Genomic DNA, 25,498 nt, shown 5'->3' on the forward strand with positions numbered 1-25,498 from the left:
TTTTTTGCCGGGTGGCGGCTTCGCCTTACCCGGCCTACAAAACCCTCGAAGGTAGGTCGGGTAAGCGTTAGCGCCACCCGACACAAACATTCGTTACACCGTCACAACCGGCACTCTCGGTGCCAGCGCGCACATCAATTCATAGCCGACCGTGCCCGCAGCGGAAGCCACATCGTCGATTTTAACCTCATTACCCCACAGCTCGACCGGCGATCCGATGCCCGCCTGCGGACAGGGGGTTAAATCTATCGCCATCATATCCATTGAGATAGTCCCTACCGTGCCCGTGCGAACCCCATCCACCCACACGGGCGTGCCGGTTGGCGCCAGACGCGGATAGCCGTCCGCATAACCGCCCGCGACAATCCCGATGCGCTGCTCGCCCGCCGCACGGTAGCGGCTGCCATAGCCTACCGTGTCACCCGTCTTCAGCGTCTGCACGCCAATGATTTCACTGCGCAGGGTCATGACCGGCTTCAGGCCGCTGTTGGCGACGTCCTGCCACTGACCTGAGGGGGATGCGCCGTACAGTACGATACCCGGACGCACCCAGTTATAGTGGGCTTCAGGGTGCCAAAGCGTCGCCGCCGAGTTCGACAGCGAACGTGGGCAATCCAGCCCTTCTGCCGCCTGCTCAATGCGGACCATGGCATCGGCGATACCGTCCGGCTTTTCAGCATCCGCAAAATGCGCCATCAACGTCATTTCACCGACATTTTTCAGTGCACGCAGCTGCTGCCAGACCGTATGGACCCGCTCAGGCTGGAAGCCCAGGCGGTTCATGCCGCTGTTCACCTTGAGATAGATATCCAGCGGCGCGTGGAGCTTCGCATCCTGAATCGCCTTAATCTGCCAGTTGCTGTGAACGCTGGTGGTCAGACGGTATTTGTCCAGCAGCGGCAGATCGTCGGCATGGAAAAAGCCTTCCAGCAGCAAGATTGGCCCTTTCCAGCCGCGCTCGCGCAGCAGAATCGCCTCTTCCAGATTGAGTAACGCAAAACCGTCAGTTGCGCTAAGGGCGCTCCAGATGCGGTCAATGCCGTGGCCGTAGGCATTTGCCTTGACTACCGACCAGACGCGTGTACCCGGCGCAGCACGGCGAACAATTTGCAGGTTATCCTTCAGGGCCTGCAAATCCAGCTGAGCCAGAATGGGACGGGACATGACGACTCCTTAGTTATGTGCGCCGTGCAGGTGCTGCGGACGCGATGGGGTAAACCCTGATTGATAACGTGCGGCACTTAAATCGTCAAACGGAATTGCTGGCGTGCGGCCAGATATCAGGTCGCTCAGCAGCTGACCCGAGCCGCAGGCCATCGTCCAGCCGAGCGTGCCGTGCCCGGTATTGGTCCACAGGTTTTTATACGGCGTGCGGCCGACAATCGGCGTGCCGTCCGGCGTCATGGGGCGCAGACCGGTCCAGAAGGTCGCCTGTTCGACAAAGCCTCCGCGCGGGAAGAGATCGCCCACCACCATTTCGAGGGTTTCACGACGCGGCTGCAGCAGTTCGGTGTTGAAGCCCACGATCTCCGCCATGCCGCCTACGCGAATGCGGTTGTCGAAGCGGGTGATGGCGATTTTGTAGGTTTCGTCCAGAATGGTCGACACGGGCGCGCCGCTCTCTTCTTTCACCGGAATGGTCAGCGAGTAGCCTTTCAGCGGGTAGACCGGAATATCGAGGATACCTTTCAGCATGGCGGTGGAGTACGAACCAAACGCCATCACGTAGGCATCGGCTTTGATCACCTCTTCGCCACACTTCACGCCGTAAATTTTTTCCCCTTCCGACAGCAGCTTGTCGACAGAGGTGTTAAAGCGGAATTTCACCCCTGCCTGCTCGCACATTTGCGCCAGACGTTGGGTAAAGAGCTGGCAGTCGCCGGTTTCGTCATTCGGCAGGCGCAGGCCGCCCGTCAGTTTATGCGCCACTTCCGCCAGCGCAGGCTCCACCTGCCCCAGCTGGCTGGCTTCCAGCAGCTGATAGGGTACGCCCGCATCTTCCAGCACGGCGATATCGCGGGTGGCGTTTTCATACTGTTGCTCAGTGCGGAACAGCTGCAGCGTACCGCCCTGACGGCCTTCGTACTCAATGCCCGTCGAGGCGCGTAAGGCTTTCAGGCAATCACGGCTGTACTCCGCCAGACGCACCATGCGTCCTTTATTTTCCATGTAGTGGCGGGTGTCACAGTTGCGCAGCATCTGCCACATCCACTTCAGCTGGAACTGCGTGCCGTCGAGACTGATCGCCAGCGGCGCGTGACGCTGGAACATCCACTTAATCGCCTTTAACGGCACGCCGGGTGCTGCCCACGGCGCCGCATAACCCGGAGAGATTTGTCCGGCGTTCGCCGCACTGGTTTCAAGCGCCGGGCCAGATTCACGATCGATAACGGTAACCTCATGCCCCGCCTGACTTAAATACCAGGCGCTGGTTACGCCAACGACACCACTTCCCAGTATGACAACACGCATAGCCACTCCATTATGTGCAAAAGAACAATCTTCTAATTACAGATTGATAACCTAGTTGAAAATATTATTCAACATACGACTTTTTTATGGTGACTTACCTCACACATCCCTCTGTATCAGGGGATAGTGCCAATTTGGAATCTCCTGCTGCGCGTTATTTTTAGCCAGCATAAAACTCTGCGAGACCCGCTTTTTTTGCCGTATCAAAAACGCGAAATCGCAAAGAAAAAATTTCTGCTTCAGCACGCTTTTTAACACGTTGATCTATGCTTGAAAGGAGGCTCTCCAGACAGAGAGAGCTCCCAACAACGAGGGCGCGCTAATGGCTACTATTGATTCCATATCCAAGGACAACACACGTCTGAGCGATGGACCCGACTGGACCTTCGAGCTTCTTGATGTCTATCTGGCCGAGATTGACCGGGTAGCAAAACTGTATCGCCTGGATACCTATCCCCATCAAATTGAAGTCATTACGTCCGAACAGATGATGGATGCCTACTCCAGCGTCGGGATGCCGATCAACTATCCGCACTGGTCTTTTGGTAAGAAATTTATTGAAACGGAGCGGCTGTATAAACACGGTCAACAGGGGCTGGCGTATGAGATCGTCATTAACTCCAATCCGTGTATTGCCTATCTGATGGAAGAGAACACCATTACCATGCAGGCGCTGGTGATGGCGCACGCCTGCTACGGGCACAACTCTTTCTTCAAGAACAACTATCTTTTCCGAAGCTGGACGGATGCCAGCTCGATTGTCGATTACCTGATTTTCGCCCGTAAATACATTACCGAATGCGAAGAGCGCTACGGCGTGGATGAAGTGGAAAAACTGCTCGATTCCTGCCACGCGCTGATGAACTACGGCGTTGACCGCTATAAGCGTCCGCAGAAGATCTCATTGCAGGAAGAGAAAGCCCGGCAGAAGAGCCGCGAGGAGTATCTGCAAAGCCAGGTGAATATGCTGTGGCGCACCCTGCCAAAACGTGAAGAGGAGAAAACCGTCGCCGAGGCGCGTCGCTACCCTTCCGAGCCGCAGGAAAACCTTCTCTACTTTATGGAGAAAAACGCCCCGCTGCTGGAGCCGTGGCAGCGTGAGATCCTGCGCATCGTGCGCAAGGTGAGCCAGTATTTCTACCCGCAGAAACAGACGCAGGTGATGAACGAAGGCTGGGCGACCTTCTGGCACTACACCATCCTTAACCACCTGTATGACGAAGGGAAAGTCTCCGAGCGCTTTATGATGGAGTTTCTGCACAGCCACACCAACGTGGTGTTCCAGCCTGCTTATAACAGCCCATGGTACAGCGGCATCAACCCGTACGCCCTTGGCTTTGCGATGTTCCAGGACATCAAGCGCATCTGCCAGTCCCCGACGGAGGAAGACAAATACTGGTTCCCGGACATCGCCGGTTCTGACTGGCTGGAAACGCTGCATTTCGCGATGCGTGACTTTAAGGATGAGAGCTTTATCAGCCAGTTTATGTCGCCGAAGATCATGCGAGATTTCCGTTTCTTCACCGTGCTGGATGATGACCGTAACAACTACCTGGAAATTTCGGCGATCCATAACGAAGAGGGATACCGCGAGATCCGCTCTCGCCTCTCTTCCCAGTACAACCTGAGCAACCTTGAGCCGAATATTCAGGTATGGAATGTGGATTTACGCGGTGACCGCTCCCTGACGCTGCGCTATATCCCGCACAACCGCGCGCCGCTGGATAAAGGGCGTAAAGAGGTGCTGAAGCACGTGCATCGGCTGTGGGGCTTTGACGTGTTGCTTGAACAGCAGAATGAAGACGGCAGCGTGGAGCTGCTGGAGCGGTGCCCGGCGCGGTTGAATACGCTGTAGTGTCGCTTTTGCCCTGTGGCGCTACGCTTACCGAGCCTACAAGAACCGTAGGTCGGGTAAGGCGTAGCCGCCACCCGACGAAAAAAAACCTCTCATAAGAGAGGTTTTTTCTTTTAGCGGGTCTGAATCGCTAAATCGCCTGGGAGCGTTTTCTGCATGCGGTGCCAGATTTCACCGGAATCATGCCCATAGCGACGCACCGTCTCATAAACCTGATCGTGCAGCCCTTCGGTACAGAGCTTGCTCAGCTTATGGTAGAAACCCAGCGCCAGGCTGCGGGCTTCAGGGTTAGCAAAGTAGTGGCGACCGATACGGGTATAGAGCCCTTTCATCCCGTTCAGGATCAGGCCGTAAATCGGGTTACCGGAGGCAAAGGCCAGGCCGCGGAAGACGTTATAGTCAAGCGTGGCGAAAGCGTCAGCGTGGTCTTCGACCTCGTTCGCGCTGGCCAGCACCGCGAGCGCATCTTCAGGATGCTGACGGAACGCGGTACGGATAAAGATAGTCGCGATGTTGGTACGCACGGAGAGCAGATTGTCGATCAGCTGCGGCACACTTTCGTGGTCGAGACGCGCCAGCGTTTCAAGAATGTTCAGCCCGGACGTTTCCCAGAAGTTGTTTACTTTTGTTGGCTTGCCGTGCTGAATCGTCAACCAGCCATCACGTGCCAGACGCTGCAGAACTTCACGCAACGTAGTACGGGTGACGCCAATCAGTTCAGAGAGTTCGCGTTCAGCAGGTAGAATTGATCCCGCAGGGAAACGATTATTCCAGATGCTTTCAATGATGTACTCTTCCGCGAAACCCGCCGGGCTCTGCGCCTTAATGACCATAGTGAGATTTCCATTACACAGCTTTAGCAAATTGGACTCATCATACCAGAGGCTCGCAGAGGCAGATAGCGCAGCAAAGAGAGAAAAGAGGGATCGCCGTTTCATTTTTGTGAAATTTACAATTTGACCTAATGCCCCTCTACGCCACCATTTTTGCGTATACTGATGTTTTGCCTTATTTGACGGGGAAGGACGTCTGTCGTGGAAATTTCATTTGGCCGCGCGCTGTGGCGCAACTTTTTAGGCCAGTCACCTGACTGGTACAAACTCATACTTCTGGTATTCCTGGTCGTTAACCCCATCCTGTTTTATGTCAATCCGTTTGTTGCCGGATGGCTGCTGGTGGCGGAATTTATCTTCACCCTGGCGATGGCGCTGAAATGCTATCCACTCCTTCCCGGCGGCCTGCTGGCATTTGAAGCGGTGGTGATTGGCATGACCAGCGCGGAGCATGTTAAACAGGAGCTGGCATCCAATCTTGAGGTGCTTCTGCTGCTGATGTTTATGGTGGCTGGCATCTACTTTATGAAGCAGCTACTGCTGTTTATCTTTACCCGGCTGCTGCTGAGCATTCCCTCAAAAACGATCCTGTCGGTGGCGTTTTGTCTCGCGGCAGCGTTTCTGTCGGCCTTCCTTGATGCCCTGACGGTGGTGGCCGTCGTGATTAGCGTGGCCGTCGGCTTTTACGGCATTTATCATCGCGTCGCGTCTTCTCGACCCGGTGAGGATTTGCAGGACGATAGCCATGTCGACGCGCATAACCGTGAGGTGCTGGAGCAGTTCCGCGCATTCCTGCGTAGCCTGATGATGCATGCGGGTGTGGGTACGGCGCTGGGCGGCGTGATGACGATGGTGGGGGAACCGCAAAACCTGATCATCGCCAAAGCGGCGGACTGGCATTTCGGCGAATTCTTCCTGCGCATGGCGCCAGTGAGCGTTCCGGTGCTGATCTGCGGCGTCGTCACCTGTATTCTTGTCGAGAAATTCAGCGTCTTTGGCTACGGCGCGAAGCTGCCTGAAACGGTGCGACAGGAGCTGCATAGATTCGACGTGCAAAGTCGCCGTCAGCGCACACGCCAGGATACGCTACGCCTGATCGCACAAGGCATCATTGGCGTCTGGCTTATCGCTGCGCTGGCTTTTCATCTTGCTGAGGTGGGGTTAATTGGCCTGTCGGTTATTATTCTCGCCACCACCTTTAGCGGCGTAACCGACGAGCACGCTATCGGCAAAGCCTTTACCGAAGCCCTGCCGTTTACCGCGCTGCTGGCGGTATTCTTTGCGGTGGTGGCGGTGATTATCGATCAGCACCTGTTTGCGCCGATTATTGCTTTTGTATTACAGGCCGCGCCCGACGCCCAGCTTTCGCTGTTTTACCTGTTTAACGGTTTGCTCTCCTCCATTTCTGATAACGTTTTTGTCGGCACGGTGTATATCAACGAAGCGAAAGCAGCCATGGAGCAAGGCGTTATCAGCGCTCAACAATTTGAGCTGCTAGCGGTGGCGATCAACACCGGTACCAACCTCCCTTCCGTGGCGACACCTAACGGCCAGGCCGCATTCCTGTTCCTGCTGACCTCAGCGCTTGCGCCACTCATACGACTTTCTTATGGAAGAATGGTCTGGATGGCCCTGCCCTATACGCTGGTACTGACGATTGTGGGTTTGCTTTGCGTCAAAATTACCCTCATTCCTTATACGCACTGGCTGATACAAGCGGGTATACTTGCCGCGCATTAAGATGTGTAAATCGGGCAGTTCGCTGCCCGTTTGCCTTTTCGCATGATAAACATCCAATTACGTTTTATTTCGTCAGGTACAGGTGGCGCGGAAAACGAATTCGTTTACACTGCGCTTTCTAAGCATGTTCCAGGGAAATGATTATGTTGAGATTTTTAAACCAGTGCTCTCGCGGTCGCGGAGCGTGGTTGTTAATGGCCCTGACCGCCTTTGCGCTGGAAATGGTCGCGTTGTGGTTCCAGCATATGATGGGGTTGAAGCCCTGCGTGCTGTGTATCTACGAACGTTGCGCATTGTTCGGCATTATGGGCGCGGGTCTGGTGGGCGCGATTGCCCCGAAATCACCGTTACGCTATGCCGGTATCGCTATCTGGCTGTACAGTGCCTGGAAGGGAATTGAACTCTCCTGGGAGCACACCATGATGCAGCTGCATCCGTCACCGTTTATGACCTGTGATTTTGCCGCCCGCTTCCCGAGCTGGCTGCCGCTGGATAAGTGGCTGCCGCAGGTGTTTGTGGCGTCCGGCGACTGTTCTGTACGTCAGTGGGAATTCCTGACGCTGGAGATGCCGCAGTGGCTGGTGGGTATTTTTGTGGCCTACTTCGTTGTGGCCCTGCTGGTGCTGATTGCCCAGCCGTTTAAGCCGAAGAAACGCGATCTGTTCGGGCGCTAAGTTGCCCGGCGGCGCTTCGCTTGCGCGGGCCTACGGTTTTGTAGGTCGGGTAAGCGCAGCGCCACCCGACACAACAGCGCATAATAAAAAACCCGCCTCGCGGGTTTTTTATTATCACCGATTAGGGTGATTCATGATGTGGTCTTCCCAGTCCCGCACTTCAGACTCTTTCACCGCAATATGGCGCACGGAAATGCGTTCGCCGTGCATAGCCGCTTTAGAGCCGGTCAGCAGCGGATGCCATTTCGGCAGATCTTTTCCTTCCGCCAGCAGGCGATACGCGCAGGTGTGCGGTAACCACTCAAAGGTCGGCAAATTTTCACGGGTTAATTTGATGCAGTCCGGCTCGTACTCGAAGCGGCGTTCGTAGTTGCGGCACTGGCAGGTTTTGATGTTCAGCTGCTTACAGGCGACGTTGGTGAAATAGATCTCGTCGGAATCCTCATCCATCAGCTTGTGCAGGCAGCACTGTCCGCAGCCGTCGCACAACGACTCCCACTCCGCGTCGGTCATGTCGTCGAGCGTTTTACTTTGCCAGAAAGGGATGTCGTTCATCAGGATGTCCACACGTCAAAAGAAAGCGCACCTTATAACGAGTCTGGCACGTTGATGCAAGTTTTGCCGCCCATTTCGGGCGGCAAGGTGTTTTTACAGCACGCGTGTTTTCAGCGACAGGCCGTTGAAACTGACCTCAAGCTCATCGCCACCGTTGAGCGGGCCGACGCCCTCTGGCGTACCGGTCAGGATCACATCACCCGGTTTAAGGGTGAAGAAGCGGCTCATGTAGGCAATCAGCGGGACGATCTTGTGAATCATGTCGGCCGTGGTGCCCTGCTGGCGAACCTCGCCGTTCACCTTCAGGCTGAGCGGGGTGTCCTGCGGGTCATCAGTAAACTCGCTCACCGGGACAAAACCCGAAATGGGGCAGGAATTATCAAAGCCTTTGGCTTTTTCCCACGGTTGCCCCGCTTTCTTCATCTTGCCCTGCACATCACGCAGGGTGAGATCCAGGGCGACACCGTAACCGGCAATCGCTTTTTGCACATGCTCTTCAGAAGCCTGGCGCAGCGTGGCGCCAATCAGCACGGCCAGCTCCACTTCGTGGTGGACAGAACCCAACCCTTGCGGTAACGCCAGCGGCTGGCGAATATCGCAGAGTGCGGTTTCGGGCTTAATAAACAGTACCGGCTCGTCTGGCGTCGCGCTGCCCATTTCCTGAATGTGTTTTGCGTAGTTGCTGCCCACGCAGACGACTTTGCTGACGGGATAATCCAGTAATGCACCTTGCCAGTTATGATGTTGATACATGGTCGACCCCTAAACGGTTGATGTGTTGTTCCCGGAAGCGTCCGGGTTTATTTCTTTCCGTTCACCTCAAGATGCTGTTTTAATAAATTCTCGGGTGGTGGCGGAAGCTGTAAATAATAGCCTTGCTCGGTTAATGCCAATTTCACTTTTTCCAGATCGGCATTCACCAGCGTCTTACGCCCGTCAAGCGGCAGCAGCATCGCCAGCTGAGGGCGGCCAAAGTTTTTCATTAATTCTTCAGGCACGCGCGAAAAATCGTCTTTCTTTTCGACATAAAGATAGGTCTGGTCACGGCTTGTACTTCTATAGATCACACAAAACATGTTTTTACTCTGAATTAATGGGTGGTTGCTTGCCTCAATATACTCCTGACTATAACATGCCTGATACTCTTCGGAATATCGCAGCGAGTTGTTGCGGTTAATAGCAAATTGAGTAAGGCCAGGATGTCAAACACGCCCATCGAGCTTAAAGGCAGTAGCTTCACCTTATCAGTGGTTCATTTGCATGATGCAAAACCCGAGGTTATTCGTCAGGCGTTAGAAGATAAAATCGCGCAGGCACCCGCCTTTCTGAAACATGCCCCCGTTGTCGTCAATGTGAGCGGTCTGGATGCCCCGGTTAACTGGAAACTTCTCCAGCAGGCGGTTTCATCCACCGGGCTGCGTATTGTCGGCATTAGCGGCTGTAAAGATGCTGAACTGAAAGCCGAGATTGACCGGGCAGGGCTACCGCTTCTGACCGAAGGCAAAGAAAAAGCCCCTCGTTCGGCCCCAGCGGCAGTGCAGACGCCCCCTCCCCCGGTTCAAAACGTTACACCTGTCACAAAAACGCGATTGATTGATGTGCCGGTTCGTTCCGGTCAGCGAATTTATGCGCCAAACTGTGATCTAATTGTTACAAGCCACGTCAGTGCTGGCGCTGAACTGATTGCGGATGGCAATATTCACGTCTACGGTATGATGCGTGGGCGTGCGCTCGCGGGCGCAAGTGGCGATCGGGAAGCACAAATATTTTGTAGTCACCTGACGGCGGAACTGGTGTCCATCGCAGGTGAATATTGGCTGAGCGACAAGATCCCAGCCGAATTTTATGGCAAAGCGGCTCGTCTGCTGCTGGCAGACGACGCGTTGACCGTTCAACCGTTGAATTGATCCCTTTTTAACAAGGAATTTCTATGGCACGCATTATTGTTGTTACTTCGGGTAAAGGAGGCGTTGGCAAGACCACCTCCAGCGCGGCCATCGCTACTGGTTTGGCCCAGAAGGGAAAGAAAACCGTCGTTATCGATTTCGATATCGGCCTGCGTAACCTGGACCTGATCATGGGTTGTGAGCGTCGCGTCGTGTATGACTTCGTAAACGTCATCCAGGGCGATGCCACGCTTAACCAGGCGCTGATTAAAGACAAGCGCACCGAGAACCTCTACATTCTTCCGGCGTCTCAGACCCGTGACAAAGACGCGCTGACCCGCGAAGGCGTGGAAAAGGTGCTCGACGATCTGAAAAAGATGGAGTTCGACTTCGTCGTCTGTGACTCCCCTGCCGGTATCGAAACCGGTGCGCTGATGGCGCTCTACTTCGCGGATGAAGCCATCATCACCACGAACCCTGAAGTCTCGTCCGTGCGTGACTCAGACCGAATTCTCGGTATCCTCGCCTCAAAATCCCGCCGTGCGGAAAATGGTCAGGAACCGATCAAAGAGCACCTGCTGCTGACCCGTTACAACCCGGGCCGCGTGAACAAAGGTGACATGCTGAGCATGGAAGACGTGCTGGAGATCCTGCGCATCAAACTGGTTGGCGTTATCCCGGAAGATCAGTCCGTGTTACGCGCCTCTAACCAGGGTGAGCCAGTGATTCTGGATACGATGGCAGATGCAGGTAAAGCTTACGCCGATACCGTTGACCGTCTGCTGGGAGAAGAACGTCCTTTCCGCTTCATTGAAGAAGAGAAGAAAGGTTTCCTCAAACGCCTGTTCGGAGGATAAGTTATGGCATTACTGGACTTTTTTCTCTCGCGGAAAAAAAGCACCGCCAACATCGCAAAAGAACGTCTGCAAATTATCGTTGCGGAGCGTCGTCGTAGCGACGCCGAGCCTCACTACCTGCCGCAGCTGCGCAAGGACATCCTGGAAGTGATTTGTAAGTACGTGCAGATTGACCCGGAGATGGTCACCGTACAGCTGGAGCAAAAAGACGGGGATATTTCGATTCTGGAGCTAAACGTTACGTTGCCAGAAGCGGAAGAGTCGCGTCCGTAGGTTTGTGATTTCGTAGCCCCGGTAAGCGCAGCGCCACCGGGGGAATATGCCGGGTATATCGCCCGGCATATTTTTATCGCGGATAACCTTCCAGCAGCGTATTCAGGCGATCGGCCATCAATTCCCCGCGCCAGCCCGCCACCATCTCCGGCAGCCCATTCTGCGGCTTCAGCTTCCAGTGCCAGTTCAGCAACTGATTAATCTGACGACGTGATGCCAGGAGCTCCGCGCTCAGCTTGCTTTCCGTTGCGACGTCCTGCACCAGCGCCTTGATATCTTTAAACGCTTTACGATAGCCCGGCATATCCATCAGATTCAGCAGCGGTTCCGGCAGGTCTTCATCCGCCGTTTGCTGTGCCTGTGCCACCAGCGCGAGCAGGGTTTTGCCGTGGAAACGAATTTCGCTACCCGAAAGCCCAATGCTGTCCAGTTCACCCATGCTGCCCGGCATGTAGCGCGCGACCGCCCACAGATGCTCTTCACGCACCACAAAATTCACGGCCAGATCGCGCTCGCGCGCTTTGCGCAAACGCCAGTCCGCTAATAGCTGCAGGCACGCCAGCTGACGCGTGCGAAGCTGCCAGGCGTTTGTGATATCGCGCCAGGCCTCTTTCGGGTCAACCACTTCCTGACGACGCAGCTGGGTCATTCGGCACTCATCAAGCGCAGCAGACAGCCAGCCGGAGGCTTCTGCCTCCTTCATCAGCTGTCCGGCAATCGGCAGCAGGTAGAAGACGTCTGCCGCCGCATATTCCAGCTGACGCTCGGTCAGCGGACGCGCCAGCCAGTCGGTACGGGATTCGCTTTTGTCCAGCGTCAGGCCGGTGTATTCCTCAACCATGGCAGCAAAGCCCCATGAGAGCGGACGCCCGCTGAACGCCGCGAGGATCTGCGTATCAATGAGCGGCTGCGGCATGATGCCAAAGGTATTCATAAACACTTCCAGATCTTCACTGCCCGCATGCAGGAATTTGGTCACGGCCCTATCCAGCAGCAACTCGCGCATTGGTGCCCAGTCAGTAATACCGAGCGGGTCAATCAGCGAGACATGTTTGCCGTCGTACATCTGAATCAGGCCCAGCTGCGGATAATAGGTTCTCGTACGGACAAACTCGGTATCCAGGGCGATGGCGGGATAGTCGCGCGTCACTTCGCACAGCGAAGCCAGCTCGTCGTTGGTCGTGATCATCTGGTAATTCAAATCATTTTCTCTTTTGTTTGCGCCCATAAAAAACGCCGGCTTAACCGGCGTCTGGGCGATTAACGTGAAGCTCAGGCCTTATTGTCTACTTTGGCACGGGCTTCGTCACGTAATTCTCGTCGTAATATCTTCCCGACGTTGGATTTTGGCAGTTCATCGCGGAATTCCACCAGCTTCGGCACCTTGTAGCCCGTCAACTGACGACGGCAGAAGGTTATCAGCTCTTCCTCATTCAGCGAAGGATCTTTCTTGACCACAAATATCTTCACCGCTTCACCGCTGCTGCCGGAAGGGACGCCCACAGCCGCCACTTCGAGCACGCCGCTGTGCTGCATGACCACATCTTCGATTTCGTTCGGGTAGACGTTAAAGCCGGAGACCAGGATCATGTCTTTCTTACGATCGACAATGCGCAGGAAACCTTCGTCGTCCATCACGGCAATATCGCCGGTATGCAGCCAGCCGTCTTTGATAATCTCGTCCGTAGCATCCGGACGTTGCCAGTAGCCCAGCATCACCTGCGGCCCTCTTACGCACAGCTCGCCTGGCTCACCATGAGGCACTTCGTTATCCTCATCATCCACCAGCTTCGCTTCGGTCGACGGAACAGGCAGGCCAATGCTGCCGCTGTGGTAGTCAATGTCGTGCGGGTTCACGCTCACCAGCGGCGCGCACTCCGTCAGACCATAGCCTTCCAGCAGATACTGACCCGTCAGCTTCACCCAGCGCTCGGCGACCGCCTGCTGAACGGGCATCCCGCCGCCTGCGGAGAGGTGCAGCGTGGAGAAGTCCAGCTGCTGGAACTCTTTGTTATTAAGCAGCGCGTTAAACAGGGTATTTACCCCGGTCATGGCGGTGAACGGATATTTCGCCAGCTCTTTCACCAGGCCCGGGATATCGCGCGGATTGGTGATGAGGATGTTCTGACCACCCAGCTCAATAAACAGCAGGCAGTTCATGGTCAGCGCAAAGATGTGATACAGAGGAAGCGCGGTGATCACCACCTCTTTGCCCGGATGCAGCAGAGGCCCGTAAGTGGCGTTCACCTGTTCAAGGTTCGCCAGCATGTTCCGGTGCGTCAACATCGCGCCTTTCGCCACGCCGGTGGTGCCACCGGTGTACTGCAGGAACGCCAGATCCTCTGATACTACTTCCGGTTTGACGTATTGCATACGGTAGCCCGCGTGCAGCGCACGGCGGAAGGAAATGGCGTCCGGCAGGTGATATTTTGGTACCAGCCGCTTCACGTATTTAACGACAAAGTTAACCAGCGTGCCTTTGGCCGTGGAAAGCTGATCGCCCATGCGCGTCAGAATGACGTGTTTTACCTGGGTTCTGTCGACCACTTTTTCCAGCGTGTGGGCAAAGTTCGAGACAATGACAATTGCGACCGCGCCGCTGTCGTTCAACTGATGCTCAAGTTCTCGCGGGGTATACAGCGGGTTCACGTTGACGACAATCATCCCGGCTCGCAGGATGCCGAACAGCGCTACCGGGTATTGCAGCAGGTTTGGCATCATCAGCGCGACGCGGTCCCCTTTTTGCAGTCCCAGCCCTTCCTGTAAATACGCCGCAAACGCCCGGCTACGCTCTTCCAGCTTACGGAAGGTCATCACTTCGCCCATGTTCACAAACGCAGGCTGGTCAGCGTAACGCCGCACCGAGTGTTCAAATAATTCAACCAGGGATTGATAACGGTCAGGATTGATCTCCGCAGGCACATCTGCGGGATACCGGTTAAGCCAAACCTTTTTCAATGCATCACCTCTGAAATGAGTATTCGTCGTCATCACAGCCCCGATAATAAACAGTTTGTTAACATTATATTAACTCAGCGTACCAGTTTATTAATTGTTCAGATTGCAGGTTGCGAAGCGCGTCACTCTTTTTTTTCATTTTATCCGTAAAAAAACAGAGACAGCGGCTGAGCCGCTGTCTCTTTCCTAATAATAACAGTTAGTTACTCAGTTACGATCGTTTGAACCTGCGCCGGGCCCGGGTTATACCAGCCCCAGCCGGGGTAACCATAACGGTAAGGATGAGGGCCCCACATCCACGGATCGATCGGCTGTGGCGGCATGACGACCTGCTGGGCAATACGCCAGCGTTTGTAGCCCGTCACCTGCATGGTCATAAATTTATACGGCGTGCTGCCGATTTTGCCCTGCACCGAACCGGTAATCGGCCCCACAACGGTCACCAGTTGTCCACGGAAATCGACCGGGTCAAGGAAACCGCTGACGTCTGCATAAATGCGCCCGCGCGAGGCCTCCCCCAGTACGGGGCGAGCACCGCTGTCCAGCGGCACCGTCGCAATTTCCAGACGGGTTTTACCCTGCTGGTTAAAGACCTCGATCACCTTGCCGCCGAAGCGCGATTCCTGCCCAACATACAGCTCAGGCGCATTCATAACGCGCACCAGATCCTGCTGTGGCGTTGGGCTACTGCCCTTAATCGCATCAGGAACGGTTACGCAACCGCTCAGTGCTGTGGCAACAACGCCTGCCATTAAAAGGCGAACAACTTTAGTTTGAACCGCCATGATGCGACTCCTTTTTCTCAGTTCCTGTTACTGAGATTCACTCGCGGCCTGGAAGTTTCTTCCACGCAACGGTGTTTCGTAAATAAACCGGCTCAGCCTGTTCAACGGCAACGGTTTTTCCTTTCGCGAACAGCTGACAGGCAATGGGAAGCATATCTTCGGCTGCAGGCAGAAGCATATTGCCGTCAACCAGCGTTACGCCGGTGTCGTTCCCCATTTCCGGCCATGCCGGCCAGCCCGTCCCTACCGTCGCCCACTCGCCTGAGAGCTGTTTCAGGCGTTCGGTGACGGCATCAGGCGTCAACACGGCTTCCGTCTCTTCACCGTGCCAGACGCCGTTTTCATCACGAGTATATTCAGCCCAGTAAACTTCGCCCATACGGGCATCAATCGCCGCCAGCACGCGGGTTGCGCCAGTCATACGCCAGGCACCCTGCGCCATGGTGGCGAGGGTAGATACGCCGATCATCGGCAGTTCAGCGCCCAGCGCCAGCCCCTGCGCAATGCCAATCCCGATACGCACGCCCGTAAAGCTGCCAGGGCCACGGCCAAAGGCCAGCGCGTCGAGGTCGGTTAAGGAGGTGTTGCCCTGGGTTAACATGGCTTTTACCAGGGGCAGAATACGTTGGGTGTGTTCCCGTGGGCACTCTTCGAAATGAGCAGAAACAGCACCGTCGTTCAACAGAGCGACAGAGCAAGCCTCTGTCGCGGTATCAATAGCCAGAATTCGCATCAGTCGTCGCGCTCTCGCAAGGGTCAGTCACAAAATGGCGCGCATCTTAGCACACTCCGGGGCGAATTACTCCGCCGTTGGGTTTGCCAGGAAGCGCACCGCGCGTTTTATGTCCCGCGTCCGCGGGGCGGGCGGCAGGCTGGCAAGGAAGGTTGCCCCGTAAGGACGCATCACCAGCCGGTTATCGCAAATGACCAGCACCCCGCGATCGGTAACGTCGCGGATCAAACGCCCTACTCCTTGCTTGAGGGTAATCACCGCGTCCGGCAGCTGGACCTCGTCAAACGGATCGCCTCCGCGCAGACGGCAATCTTCCATCCGCGCCTTCAGCAGCGGATCGTCCGGGGACGTAAACGGCAGTTTGTCGATGATGACCAGCGAGAGGGTATCGCCGCGCACGTCGACCCCTTCCCAGAAGCTGCTGGTCGCCACCAGCAGGGCATTACCGGCGGAAACAAACTGCTGTAACAGCTGGCCTTTGCTGGTTTCGCCCTGCAGCAGAACCGGCAGCGTCATGGTGGCGCGGAACTGCTCGGCGAGGTCACGCATCATGGCGTGAGAGGTGCAGAGCATAAAGCAGCGGCCGTTGTTGGCCTCAATCATCGGTTTTAACATCGCCGCCAGATGGCGCGCCGCGCCCGGCTGGTTCGGCAGCGGCAGATTACGGGGAACGCAGAGCAGCGCCTGTTTTTCGTAATCGAACGGGCTGGGCAGGAGCAGCGATTCCGCCTCCTCAATGCCGAGGCGTTCCGTGAAGTGATGCAGATCGTCATTCACCGACAGGGTTGCCGAGGTGAAGATCCAGCTTCCCGGTTTTTGCGCCATCACCTCTTTAAATTTATCCGCCACCGTCAGCGGCGTGAGCGCCAGCGTGAAATGCCGCGAGGTGCACTCATACCAGTAGCTGAAGCCCGGCTGGTTAATCTCTTTCAGCCGTTTGAGCCGCCCGCGATACAGCGTGGCGCGTTCAAACGCTGCATCTAACAGCGCGGAGCGTCCAAGCGAGAGTTTCGCCACGTCGTAGCAGAGTTCCAGGGCATCATCGAGCAGCAGCAGCGCGCGCTGGATATTTTTGTCCGCCAGCAGTTCGCGCAGGTTACCGCGATAGCCCGGCTCGCCGAGCTGTAAGCGGAAATCCTGCGCGCTTTGGGCCAGACGGTCGGCGCATTTCTGCAGCTGCTGGGTATCTTTTAATTCGGTGCGATAGGCGATGGTGAAATCTTTCGCCAGGTCCTGAAGCTGGCGGCTCGAGAGCGACTGGCCGAAATACTGGCTGGCGATATCCGGGAGCTGGTGCGCTTCATCGAAGATCATCACGTCCGCCTCGGGGATCAGCTCGCCGAAACCGCTGTCTTTGACCACCATATCCGCGAGAAACAGGTGATGGTTTACCACCACGACGTCGGCGTCCATGGCAGTTTTGCGGGCTTTAACCACAAAGCAGTCTTTATACAGCGGGCAGTCGCTGCCGAGGCAGTTATCGTTGGTGCTGGTCACCAGCGGCCAGGCAGGAGAGTCTTCCGGCACGCTCGCGCAGGTGCTGATGTCCCCCTCTTCGGTCTGGTTCGCCCATGACCGAAGGATAATGACGTCGCTCAGCGTCTGTACCGGCAGATCGCCACCCGCCAGCGCCTGCTGCTCGAGACGCTCAAGGCAAAGGTAGTTAGAACGCCCTTTCAGCAGAGCCAGACGCCCTTTGTATTTCAGCGCTTTCGCCACCGTGGGCAAATCGCGGCTGTAGAGCTGATCCTGCAGCGCCTTCGATCCTGTGGAAATAATCACCTTCTTCTTCGCCCGCAGCGCCGGAGCAAGGTAAGCATAGGTTTTACCCGTGCCGGTTCCGGCTTCGACCACCAGCGGCTGAGCCTTATCGATAGCGTGCGCAACGGCGTGCGCCATCTGACGCTGAGGTTCACGGGGTTTGAAGCCGGGGATAGCCTGCGCTAATTGACCTTCAGGGGAAAAATCGTCTGCCACGGTGCTCTCTCACTGTATTTTTGCACAGGGATTATGTCAGCCCATCCTTTCCTGTGCCACCCCAAATAGTGACGACAGATGCACAATATGGCAGTCTTGCCGCCTGAATACGCAAAATAACGAGGAAACGTTTATGACGATTGTGCGCATTGATGCCGAAGCCCGCTGGTCTGATGTGGTGATCCATAACCAGACGCTCTACTACACCGGCGTACCGGCTAACCTGGACGCGGATGCGTTCGAGCAGACGGCGAACACCCTGGCGCAGATTGACGCGGTGCTGGAAAAACAGGGCAGCGACAAATCGCGCATTCTGGATGCGACGATTTTCCTGGCAAACAAGGACGATTTCGCGGCGATGAACAAAGCCTGGGATGCGTGGGTGGTGGCGGGTCACGCGCCTGTACGCTGCACCGTACAGGCCACGCTGATGAAACCGGAGTACAAGGTCGAGATCAAGATTATCGCGGCGGTGTAAGCCCGATTACTCTTCTTGATCTTCATCTTCATCTTCGAATCGCGCCACAATCCGCTCGCCGGAATGACTGGCGCGAATCTCCTGAGCGACAACGGTAATCGCCTGTCCGCTGCTCATCCCCTGGGACATCAGTTCCTGGATACGTTCAACCGCTTTCTGCTGCTGTTCATGGCTCAGAGAAGGTAAACCTGCAAACATCGTCAACTCCTGCTAAATTATTCGCGCTAATTATTTCACGCTGCCCGGTAGTATGCCATACATGAACATGCGCTTCCCCACTGTTATTACCCTGCCCTGGCGTGCTGACGCCGCTGAGTTCTGGTTTGCTCGCCTGAGCCACCTTCCGTTTGCGATGCTGCTGCACTCCGGCCATGCGGATCACCCCTACAGCCGGTTTGATATTGTCGTGGCCGACCCGGTCAAGACGCTGACAACCGATGACCTGTCGTTAACGGACGATCCGCTGGTGCAGCTTCAGCAAGCCATTAACGCGCTGGGCTTATCTGCCACACCGAACCCGGACCTGCCTTTTCAGGGGGGCGCGCTGGGTCTGTTTGGTTACGATCTGGGTCGCCGTTTCGAAACGCTGCCTGATCTTGCTCAGGATGATATTCCGCTGCCCGATATGGCGGTGGGACTTTACGACTGGGCATTAATTGTTGATCACCAGAAAAAAACGGTTTCCCTGCTAAGCCATCGTGACGTGCAGGCGCGTCTGGTGTGGCTTGAGGCGCAACAGCCTGCACCTGCAGGGCCGTTCACGCTGACCTCCGACTGGCGTTCAAATATGAGCGCAGCGGAGTATGCCGAAAAATTCGCGCGCGTTCAGGCGTATCTGCACAGCGGTGACTGCTACCAGGTCAACCTCGCCCAACGTTTCCAGGCGACATACCGGGGAGATGAGTGGCAGGCGTTTACCCGTCTTAATGCCAGCAATAAGGCGCCCTTCAGCGCGTTTGTGCGTCTGGAACAGGGGGCGGTCCTCAGCCTGTCGCCCGAGCGTTTTATTCATCTGACCGAGGGCACGATTCAAACCCGTCCGATTAAAGGTACTTTGCCGCGTCTTGCCGATCCCGAGGCCGACCGCAAGCAGGCGGAAAAACTCGCCGCCTCCCCGAAAGACCGCGCGGAAAACCTGATGATCGTCGACCTGATGCGTAACGATATTGGCCGGGTCGCGGTGCCGGGCAGCGTCCGCGTGCCCGAACTGTTCGTCGTCGAGCCTTTCCCGGCGGTGCATCATCTTGTCAGCACCGTCACCGCACAGCTGCCCGCCTCGCGCACAGCCTGCGATCTGCTCCGCGCCGCGTTTCCGGGAGGCTCCATCACCGGCGCCCCCAAAGTGCGGGCGATGGAAATTATCGATGAACTGGAGCCGCACCGCCGCAACGCCTGGTGCGGCAGCATCGGCTATGTGAGCCTTTGCGGGACCATGGATACCAGTATCACTATCCGCACGCTAACAGCCTGCGACGGGAATCTGTACTGTTCCGCAGGGGGCGGCATTGTGGCCGACAGCCAGGTCGATGCGGAATATCAGGAAACTTTTGATAAAGTTAACCGTATCCTTCAACAGCTGGAGACCTGACGGGTGGAAAAAGAGAACCTGACGCTGGATGATTTTTTGTCGCGCTTTCAGCTTTTGCGACCTGCGGTGAACCGTGAAGCGCTGAATCAACGTCAGGCGGCGGTGCTGATCCCGGTGGTGCGGCGCGAACAGCCGGGCCTGTTGCTTACCCAGCGATCGCCGCATATGCGTAAACATGCCGGTCAGGTCGCCTTTCCGGGCGGCGCAGTGGATAGCACCGATGCGTCGCTGATTGCCGCCGCGCTGCGGGAAGCACAGGAAGAGGTCGCGATTCCACCAGAAGCCGTCGAGATCGTTGGCGTATTACCCCCTGTCGACAGCGTCACCGGTTTCCAGGTGACCCCGGTGGTCGGCATTATTCCCCCCGATCTTCAGTATCACGCCAGCGTCGATGAAGTCTCTGCGGTGTTTGAAATGCCGCTGGAAGAAGCCCTCCGACTGAGCCGTTATCACCCGCTGGATATTCAGCGTCGTGGACATGACCATCGGGTGTGGTTGTCCTGGTATCAGCATTATTTTGTCTGGGGCATGACGGCGGGCATCATTCGTGAGCTGGCGTTGCAGATCGGCCTGAAACCTTGACTATACTTTACATTCCACCCTTTTCTGGCAGGTTTGCGATCGCTGTCGCGCTATTAGCAAAACCATCGTTAACCATTAGTTTAATTCATGTGAATAGTTAAGCCGAGGTTGGTGTTCCCTCTTACACTATGCGCAGTTATAACATCGTTACTGGAACCCCGGTAACCCTGTCAGGAGTGTAAAAGTGATTAGTATATTCGACATGTTCAAAGTGGGGATTGGTCCGTCTTCTTCCCACACTGTAGGGCCGATGAAGGCCGGTAAACAGTTCGTCGATGATCTGGTCGAAAAAGGATTACTGGAAAGCGTTACCCGTGTTGCCGTAGACGTCTACGGTTCGCTGTCATTAACGGGTAAAGGCCACCACACCGATATCGCCATTATTATGGGTCTGGCAGGTAATATGCCGGACACCGTTGATATTGATGCCATTCCGGCATTTATCCGCGACGTGGAAGCGCGCGGTCGCCTGCTGCTGGCAAACGGCCAGCACGAAGTGGATTTCCCACAGGATGACGGCATGCGTTTTCGCAGCGACAACCTGCCGCTGCATGAAAACGGCATGACCATCCATGCGTGGAACGGCGAAAAAGAGATCTACAGCAAAACCTACTACTCCATCGGCGGCGGTTTTATCGTTGATGAAGAACATTTTGGCAAAGACAGCGTAGGCGACGTTAACGTGCCCTACCCGTTCAAATCTGCTACCGAGATGTTGGGCTACTGCAAAGAGACCGGCCTGTCGCTTTCCGGCATGGTGATGCAGAACGAACTGGCGCTGCACAGCAAGAAAGAGATTGAAGACTATTTTGCAAACGTCTGGCAAACCATGCGTGCCTGTATCGATCGCGGGATGAATACCGAAGGCGTATTGCCGGGTCCACTTCGCGTGCCGCGCCGTGCCTCCGCGCTGCGCCGTATGCTGGTGACGACGGACAAGTTCTCTAACGATCCGATGAACGTGGTCGACTGGGTGAACATGTTTGCCCTGGCCGTGAACGAAGAGAACGCCGCCGGTGGCCGCGTCGTGACGGCGCCAACCAACGGTGCATGCGGCATTGTGCCAGCGGTACTGGCCTACTATGACCACTTTATCGAACCGGTGACGGCGGATATCTACATCCGTTACTTCCTGGCTGCGGGTGCGATCGGTGCGCTGTACAAGATGAACGCCTCAATTTCTGGCGCGGAAGTAGGCTGTCAGGGTGAAGTGGGCGTAGCCTGCTCAATGGCAGCGGCTGGCCTCGCGGAACTGCTGGGTGCAAGTCCTGAGCAGGTGTGCGTGGCGGCTGAAATCGGCATGGAGCATAACCTGGGGCTGACCTGTGACCCGGTGGCAGGCCAGGTGCAGGTGCCTTGCATCGAGCGTAACGCCATTGCGTCGGTGAAAGCGATCAACGCCTCCCGTATGGCGATGCGTCGTACCAGCGAACCTCGCGTTTCACTGGATAAAGTGATCGAAACCATGTACGAAACCGGCAAGGACATGAACGCCAAATACCGTGAAACCTCACGAGGCGGTCTGGCCATTAAGGTGCAGTGCGACTAATACTTCCCTTCGCCCATCTGCAACGGATGGGCGAATTTTAACGTCACGCCTCGTCTCATTATGTAATCCCCACTACACTTTCTCTGTTGCGTCCGGCTTTTGGGGCTGGTGGCTTACAGAGCGACCGTTCATGCAAAAAGCACAAGCGATCATTAAAGATTATCGCCGAAAACGCGTTATCGTCTGTGTCACGGTTGCGCTCCTTACGCTCATCCTGACGTTGGGCATTCGGTTTATTTCGCAGCGTAACGTCAATCAGGAGCGCATCCAGAATTTTGCCGACCATACGGTACACTCCCTCGAAAAAGTGCTGCTTTCACTGGAAAACCGCCGAGATGTTTTACAGGCCCTGGTTGGACAGCCCTGCAGCCAGGCCCAACTGGTATTACGCAAACAGGCGGCCATTCTGCAGACCGTCCGCTCAATTGCCCTGATTAAAGATGGAATTCTCTACTGCTCGAGTATTTTCGGTTCACGCAGCGTGCCTGCAAGCACGTTCCTGCCGATTTTTCCCGCGCAAGAACCCCGGCTGGTATTGTCGACCGACCAGTGGTTGCTGAAGGGCAGCCCGATCCTCATTCAGTGGTATCCGGCTTCAGGTGACGGCGAGGACGGGGTGATGGAGGTTGTCAATATCGACCTTCTCACCAGAATGATCCTTGAACCGCAGCGACCACTGATTACCGATGTGGGTTTATCCGTCGGTAATCATTACCTGCGCTACGGTCAGCAGGTTACGGATACCCTGACGTTTGATGATGGCGATGTGCTTCTGTCGCTGGCATCAACGCGCTACCCCTTCAGCATCACCGTGAGCGGGCCGGGTCCAGGCTCAATAGCACTCAAAAATCTGCCGACACAATTACCGCTGGCACTGATGCTGAGCTTGCTGCTGGGCTACATTGCCTGGCTGGCCACCGCGCGTCGAATGAGCTTTACATGGGAAATAAACATGGGGCTTGCGGCGCGGGAATTTGAGCTGTTTTGCCAACCTCTGGTCAATGCCCGCACCCAGGATTGCGTCGGCGTTGAGATCCTGCTGCGCTGGAATAACCCTCGTCAGGGGTGGATCTCGCCGGACGTATTTATTCCTCTGGCAGAAGAACACAACCTGATTATTCCGCTCACCCGCTATGTCATCACCGAAACGGTACGTCAGATAGGCTACTTCCCCGCCACGTCCGATTTTCATATCGGTATTAACGTGGCCGCCAGCCACTTCCGCCACGCCGCCCTGCTGCAGGATCTGAATCAATCGTGGTTCAGTGCAAACCCGGCCCAGCAGCTGGTGGTTGAGCTTACGGAGCGCGATGCCCTGAGGGACGTGGATTACCGCATAGTGCGCGAGCTGCATCGAAAAGGCGTTAAGCTCGCCATTGATGATTTTGGCACCGGCAACAGTTCTCTCTCCTGGCTCGAAAAGCTCCATCCTGACGTGCTGAAAATTGATAAATCCTTTACCACCGCCATAGGGACCGATGCCGTAAACTCAACGGTGACGGATATCATTATTGCGCTGGGCCAGCGGCTGAATATTGAACTGGTGGCGGAAGGAGTAGAAACCGAGGAACAGTCACGGTATTTACGTCGCCACGGGGTGCATATTTTGCAGGGATATTTCTTTGCGCGGCCAATGCCGCTGCGGGAGTTTCCGAAATGGCTGGCGGGAAGTTCTCCCCCGCCAGCACATCACAATGGACACATCGTGCCCTTAATGCCGTTACGCTGAAAAAGTTTACTCTTCTTCGTCGTGTGCAGATTGCTCTTTAACAATACGCACCATATCAACGCGATAGTCGTTGGCTTCGACAATGGTGATATGCAACGGCGGCAGTTCAATCACATCGCCGATACGCGGGATCTGACCGTTAACCGAAATCACAAGCCCTGCCACGGTGGCAATGTCTTCTTCATCGTTAATGACATTTTCCAGCCCCAGCGTATGCGAGAGCGCGTGCAGGTCAGTAGTACCTTTGACCAACCAACCTTCGCCGTCCGCAACGATTTCCGGCGTTTCGTCCGCATCCGGGAATTCCCCTGCAATCGCTTCCAGTACGTCCAGCGGCGTGACAAGACCCTGAACCACGCCAAATTCGTTGGTGACGATAACGAAGCTACCGCGTGCGCGACGCAGCACGCCCAGCAGGTTGATGGGATCCAGCGTTTCCGGAACGACAATCGCAGGCGACGAGGCCGCAATCGCTTCCACGTTGACGCCCTCTTCCAGCGCCACCAGCATCTCTTTGGCACGGACCACGCCGATGATTTCATCCAGTTCGCCACGGCACACCGGGAACAGGCTGTGCGGTGAAGAGAGGAGCTGCTGGCGAATCTCGTCCACGCTCAGGTTGGCATCCACCCAACTGATTTCACCGCGCGGGGTCATTATCCCACGCAAGGAACGGGAGGCCAGGGAGAGCACGCCGTTGATCATGTAGCGCTCTTCTTCAACAAATGCCCCTTCAGGGACCGGAACCGGGTTACGGCTCTCGCTATCAGACTGTACGTTCACCTGGCGACGACCGCCCATCAGGCGCAGAATCGCATCAGCGGTACGGGCGCGCAGCGGCTGGTTTGACTGCTGCTTAATGAAGTTGCGGCGCGCAATCTGGTTAAACAGCTCAATGATGATCGAGAAACCAATCGCGGCGTACAGGTAGCCTTTCGGAATATGGAAGCCAAAGCCTTCTGCCACCAGGCTGAGACCAATCATCAGCAGGAAGCTCAGACACAGCACGACCACCGTTGGGTGCTGGTTCACGAAACGCGTCAGCGGTTTCGACGCCAGCAGCATCACCGCCATCGCAATGACGACAGCCGCCATCATCACCGGCAGGTGGTTCACCATACCGACCGCGGTAATAACCGCATCCAGCGAGAAGACCGCGTCAAGCACGACAATTTGCAGTACCACGACCCAGAAGCTGGCATAGCCCTTACCATGACCATCATCATGCTGCCGGTTTTCAAGCCGTTCGTGTAGCTCCGTCGTCGCTTTGAAGAGCAGGAATATCCCCCCGATCAGCATGATCAAGTCACGGCCGGAGAAGGTGTAATCCATCACGGAGAACAGTGGCTTGGTCAGCGTGACCATCCACGAAATGACGGACAGCAATCCCAGTCGCATGATCAAGGCCAGCGACAGACCAATCAGACGTGCTTTATCACGCTGTTTTGGCGGCAGTTTGTCTGCAAGGATGGCGATGAACACCAGGTTATCAATACCGAGAACGATCTCGAGTACGACCAGCGTGAGCAATCCTACCCAGATTGACGGGTCCATTAAGAATTCCATGGCAAGCTCCTGCTAAAGGAATGACAAAACGGTGCCCCACTCAATGTGGGCAAAACAGAGGCAAACAGAGACGAGATCTGGCGAGGATCGCCGGCGAAAAAGGCGCGGAATGGCCTGGTAGATGACTGACGTCGGTGACGGTCCATATAGCGGGCTGTAGCCCTGTACTCCTGAACAATTAAACGGAGGCTAAACATATCAGAGATAACAGGTTTTACGCAAAGATTTACGTTCTTTTGCAAAAACGCAATAAGACTAAATTTGTGTTGAGAATTTTCTCGATCGGGAAAGCTAAATTACGGATCTTCATCACATAAATTATTTTTTCACTGTCTAAAATAATTCGCGGAAGTCTTAGTTAATTTAACTCTAACCCTTATCTGAATCGATTCGGTTCGCCAATACGAT

General features: G+C 55.7%; 25 protein-coding genes. 11 read left to right on the forward strand and 14 right to left on the reverse strand.

What is annotated here, in order from left to right; genetic code table 11:
- Positions 1-93: 93 nt before the first annotated feature.
- Together dadX and EXW94_RS06015 are read right to left on the reverse strand one after the other, a co-directional pair.
- Complete coding sequence (dadX, locus tag EXW94_RS06010) at positions 94-1,164, reverse strand: catabolic alanine racemase DadX (RefSeq protein ID WP_010432750.1); 1,071 nt, start codon at positions 1,162-1,164, stop codon at positions 94-96.
- A 9-nt stretch (positions 1,165-1,173) separates the two neighbouring features.
- Entirely contained in the window at positions 1,174-2,472 is a 1,299-nt protein-coding gene (locus EXW94_RS06015) for a D-amino acid dehydrogenase (RefSeq protein WP_010432747.1), read from the reverse strand.
- Positions 2,473-2,794: 322 nt separating this feature from the next.
- On the opposite strand from EXW94_RS06015, the gene EXW94_RS06020 reads away from it, so the two are divergent.
- On the forward strand, positions 2,795-4,327 hold the full coding sequence (locus EXW94_RS06020; protein WP_089601462.1) for a SpoVR family protein: 1,533 nt from the start codon (positions 2,795-2,797) through the stop codon (positions 4,325-4,327).
- Between the two features lie 113 nt (positions 4,328-4,440).
- On the opposite strand, the gene fadR is transcribed toward EXW94_RS06020, so the two are convergent.
- A complete protein-coding gene (gene fadR, locus EXW94_RS06025) occupies positions 4,441-5,160 on the reverse strand; it encodes a fatty acid metabolism transcriptional regulator FadR (protein ID WP_010432738.1) in 720 nt (239 codons plus the stop codon).
- Positions 5,161-5,361: 201 nt separating this feature from the next.
- Between fadR and nhaB the strand changes: the two genes are divergently transcribed.
- On the forward strand, positions 5,362-6,900 hold the full coding sequence (gene nhaB, locus EXW94_RS06030; protein WP_148399898.1) for a Na(+)/H(+) antiporter NhaB: 1,539 nt from the start codon (positions 5,362-5,364) through the stop codon (positions 6,898-6,900).
- A gap of 143 nt (positions 6,901-7,043) precedes the next feature.
- Positions 7,044-7,574 carry a disulfide bond formation protein DsbB gene (dsbB, locus tag EXW94_RS06035; protein WP_174339728.1) on the forward strand — a complete coding sequence of 177 codons (531 nt, stop codon included), beginning with the start codon at positions 7,044-7,046 and terminating at the stop codon, positions 7,572-7,574.
- Positions 7,575-7,688: 114 nt separating this feature from the next.
- Here dsbB and EXW94_RS06040 read toward each other — a convergent pair whose 3' ends face one another.
- The 3 genes from EXW94_RS06040 to EXW94_RS06050 all read right to left on the reverse strand — a co-directional run bounded on the left by EXW94_RS06040 (position 7,689) and on the right by EXW94_RS06050 (position 9,205).
- Entirely contained in the window at positions 7,689-8,129 is a 441-nt protein-coding gene (locus EXW94_RS06040; protein ID WP_023336059.1) for a YcgN family cysteine cluster protein, read from the reverse strand.
- Between the two features lie 93 nt (positions 8,130-8,222).
- A complete protein-coding gene (locus EXW94_RS06045; RefSeq protein ID WP_174339729.1) occupies positions 8,223-8,882 on the reverse strand; it encodes a fumarylacetoacetate hydrolase family protein in 660 nt (219 codons plus the stop codon).
- Between the two features lie 47 nt (positions 8,883-8,929).
- Positions 8,930-9,205, reverse strand: coding sequence for a YcgL domain-containing protein (locus tag EXW94_RS06050; protein WP_089598219.1), 276 nt, complete (start codon positions 9,203-9,205; stop codon positions 8,930-8,932).
- A 123-nt stretch (positions 9,206-9,328) separates the two neighbouring features.
- Between EXW94_RS06050 and minC the strand changes: the two genes are divergently transcribed.
- From minC to minE, 3 genes are read left to right on the forward strand one after another with little or no spacing between them, the layout of a single operon-like run.
- Positions 9,329-10,036, forward strand: a complete 708-nt coding sequence (minC, locus tag EXW94_RS06055) for a septum site-determining protein MinC (protein WP_010432720.1) — start codon at positions 9,329-9,331, stop codon at positions 10,034-10,036.
- 23 nt (positions 10,037-10,059) lie between these two features.
- Complete coding sequence (minD, locus tag EXW94_RS06060) at positions 10,060-10,872, forward strand: septum site-determining protein MinD (RefSeq protein ID WP_089598218.1); 813 nt, start codon at positions 10,060-10,062, stop codon at positions 10,870-10,872.
- Positions 10,873-10,875: 3 nt separating this feature from the next.
- On the forward strand, positions 10,876-11,145 hold the full coding sequence (gene minE, locus EXW94_RS06065) for a cell division topological specificity factor MinE (RefSeq protein WP_010432714.1): 270 nt from the start codon (positions 10,876-10,878) through the stop codon (positions 11,143-11,145).
- A 73-nt stretch (positions 11,146-11,218) separates the two neighbouring features.
- Here the strand turns inward: minE and rnd are convergent, their stop codons facing one another.
- From rnd to EXW94_RS06090, 5 genes are all read right to left on the reverse strand, one after another.
- The gene (gene rnd / locus EXW94_RS06070; RefSeq protein WP_174339939.1) at positions 11,219-12,334 is read right to left on the reverse strand and encodes a ribonuclease D; all 1,116 of its coding nucleotides are present in this window, start codon (positions 12,332-12,334) and stop codon (positions 11,219-11,221) included.
- Positions 12,335-12,417: 83 nt separating this feature from the next.
- Positions 12,418-14,103 (reverse strand): long-chain-fatty-acid--CoA ligase FadD, encoded by a 1,686-nt coding sequence (fadD, locus tag EXW94_RS06075; protein WP_126816329.1) that lies wholly within the window; start codon positions 14,101-14,103, stop codon positions 12,418-12,420.
- A 203-nt stretch (positions 14,104-14,306) separates the two neighbouring features.
- A complete protein-coding gene (locus EXW94_RS06080) occupies positions 14,307-14,888 on the reverse strand; it encodes a Slp family lipoprotein (protein WP_010432706.1) in 582 nt (193 codons plus the stop codon).
- A gap of 37 nt (positions 14,889-14,925) precedes the next feature.
- The gene (tsaB, locus tag EXW94_RS06085) at positions 14,926-15,621 is read right to left on the reverse strand and encodes a tRNA (adenosine(37)-N6)-threonylcarbamoyltransferase complex dimerization subunit type 1 TsaB (RefSeq protein WP_174339730.1); all 696 of its coding nucleotides are present in this window, start codon (positions 15,619-15,621) and stop codon (positions 14,926-14,928) included.
- A gap of 66 nt (positions 15,622-15,687) precedes the next feature.
- Entirely contained in the window at positions 15,688-17,598 is a 1,911-nt protein-coding gene (locus EXW94_RS06090; protein WP_100166045.1) for an ATP-dependent DNA helicase, read from the reverse strand.
- Between the two features lie 133 nt (positions 17,599-17,731).
- Here EXW94_RS06090 and EXW94_RS06095 point away from each other — a divergent pair, with 133 nt between their 5' ends.
- Positions 17,732-18,076: a RidA family protein gene (locus EXW94_RS06095; protein ID WP_008500498.1), complete on the forward strand. Its 345-nt coding sequence runs from the start codon at positions 17,732-17,734 to the stop codon at positions 18,074-18,076.
- A gap of 6 nt (positions 18,077-18,082) precedes the next feature.
- Here EXW94_RS06095 and EXW94_RS06100 read toward each other — a convergent pair whose 3' ends face one another.
- Complete coding sequence (locus tag EXW94_RS06100; protein ID WP_108417606.1) at positions 18,083-18,274, reverse strand: YoaH family protein; 192 nt, start codon at positions 18,272-18,274, stop codon at positions 18,083-18,085.
- 61 nt (positions 18,275-18,335) lie between these two features.
- Between EXW94_RS06100 and pabB the strand changes: the two genes are divergently transcribed.
- The 4 genes from pabB to EXW94_RS06120 all read left to right on the forward strand — a co-directional run bounded on the left by pabB (position 18,336) and on the right by EXW94_RS06120 (position 23,524).
- Positions 18,336-19,664 carry an aminodeoxychorismate synthase component 1 gene (gene pabB, locus EXW94_RS06105; protein WP_120158004.1) on the forward strand — a complete coding sequence of 443 codons (1,329 nt, stop codon included), beginning with the start codon at positions 18,336-18,338 and terminating at the stop codon, positions 19,662-19,664.
- Between the two features lie 3 nt (positions 19,665-19,667).
- Positions 19,668-20,246, forward strand: a complete 579-nt coding sequence (locus EXW94_RS06110) for a CoA pyrophosphatase (RefSeq protein ID WP_108417604.1) — start codon at positions 19,668-19,670, stop codon at positions 20,244-20,246.
- A 184-nt stretch (positions 20,247-20,430) separates the two neighbouring features.
- The gene (gene sdaA, locus EXW94_RS06115) at positions 20,431-21,795 is read left to right on the forward strand and encodes an L-serine ammonia-lyase (RefSeq protein ID WP_010432687.1); all 1,365 of its coding nucleotides are present in this window, start codon (positions 20,431-20,433) and stop codon (positions 21,793-21,795) included.
- A gap of 130 nt (positions 21,796-21,925) precedes the next feature.
- Positions 21,926-23,524 carry an EAL domain-containing protein gene (locus EXW94_RS06120; RefSeq protein ID WP_174339731.1) on the forward strand — a complete coding sequence of 533 codons (1,599 nt, stop codon included), beginning with the start codon at positions 21,926-21,928 and terminating at the stop codon, positions 23,522-23,524.
- 6 nt (positions 23,525-23,530) lie between these two features.
- On the opposite strand, the gene yoaE is transcribed toward EXW94_RS06120, so the two are convergent.
- Positions 23,531-25,090 (reverse strand): CNNM family cation transport protein YoaE, encoded by a 1,560-nt coding sequence (yoaE, locus tag EXW94_RS06125; RefSeq protein ID WP_108417601.1) that lies wholly within the window; start codon positions 25,088-25,090, stop codon positions 23,531-23,533.
- Complete coding sequence (locus tag EXW94_RS28560; protein ID WP_375336641.1) at positions 25,078-25,287, reverse strand: hypothetical protein; 210 nt, start codon at positions 25,285-25,287, stop codon at positions 25,078-25,080. Before EXW94_RS28560 ends, yoaE begins: the two co-directional genes overlap by 13 nt.
- Positions 25,288-25,498 lie beyond the last annotated feature (211 nt).

Origin of the sequence: Enterobacter sp. JMULE2 (assembly GCF_013337145.1) — a bacterium.
Classification (GTDB): Bacteria; Pseudomonadota; Gammaproteobacteria; order Enterobacterales; family Enterobacteriaceae; genus Enterobacter; species Enterobacter mori.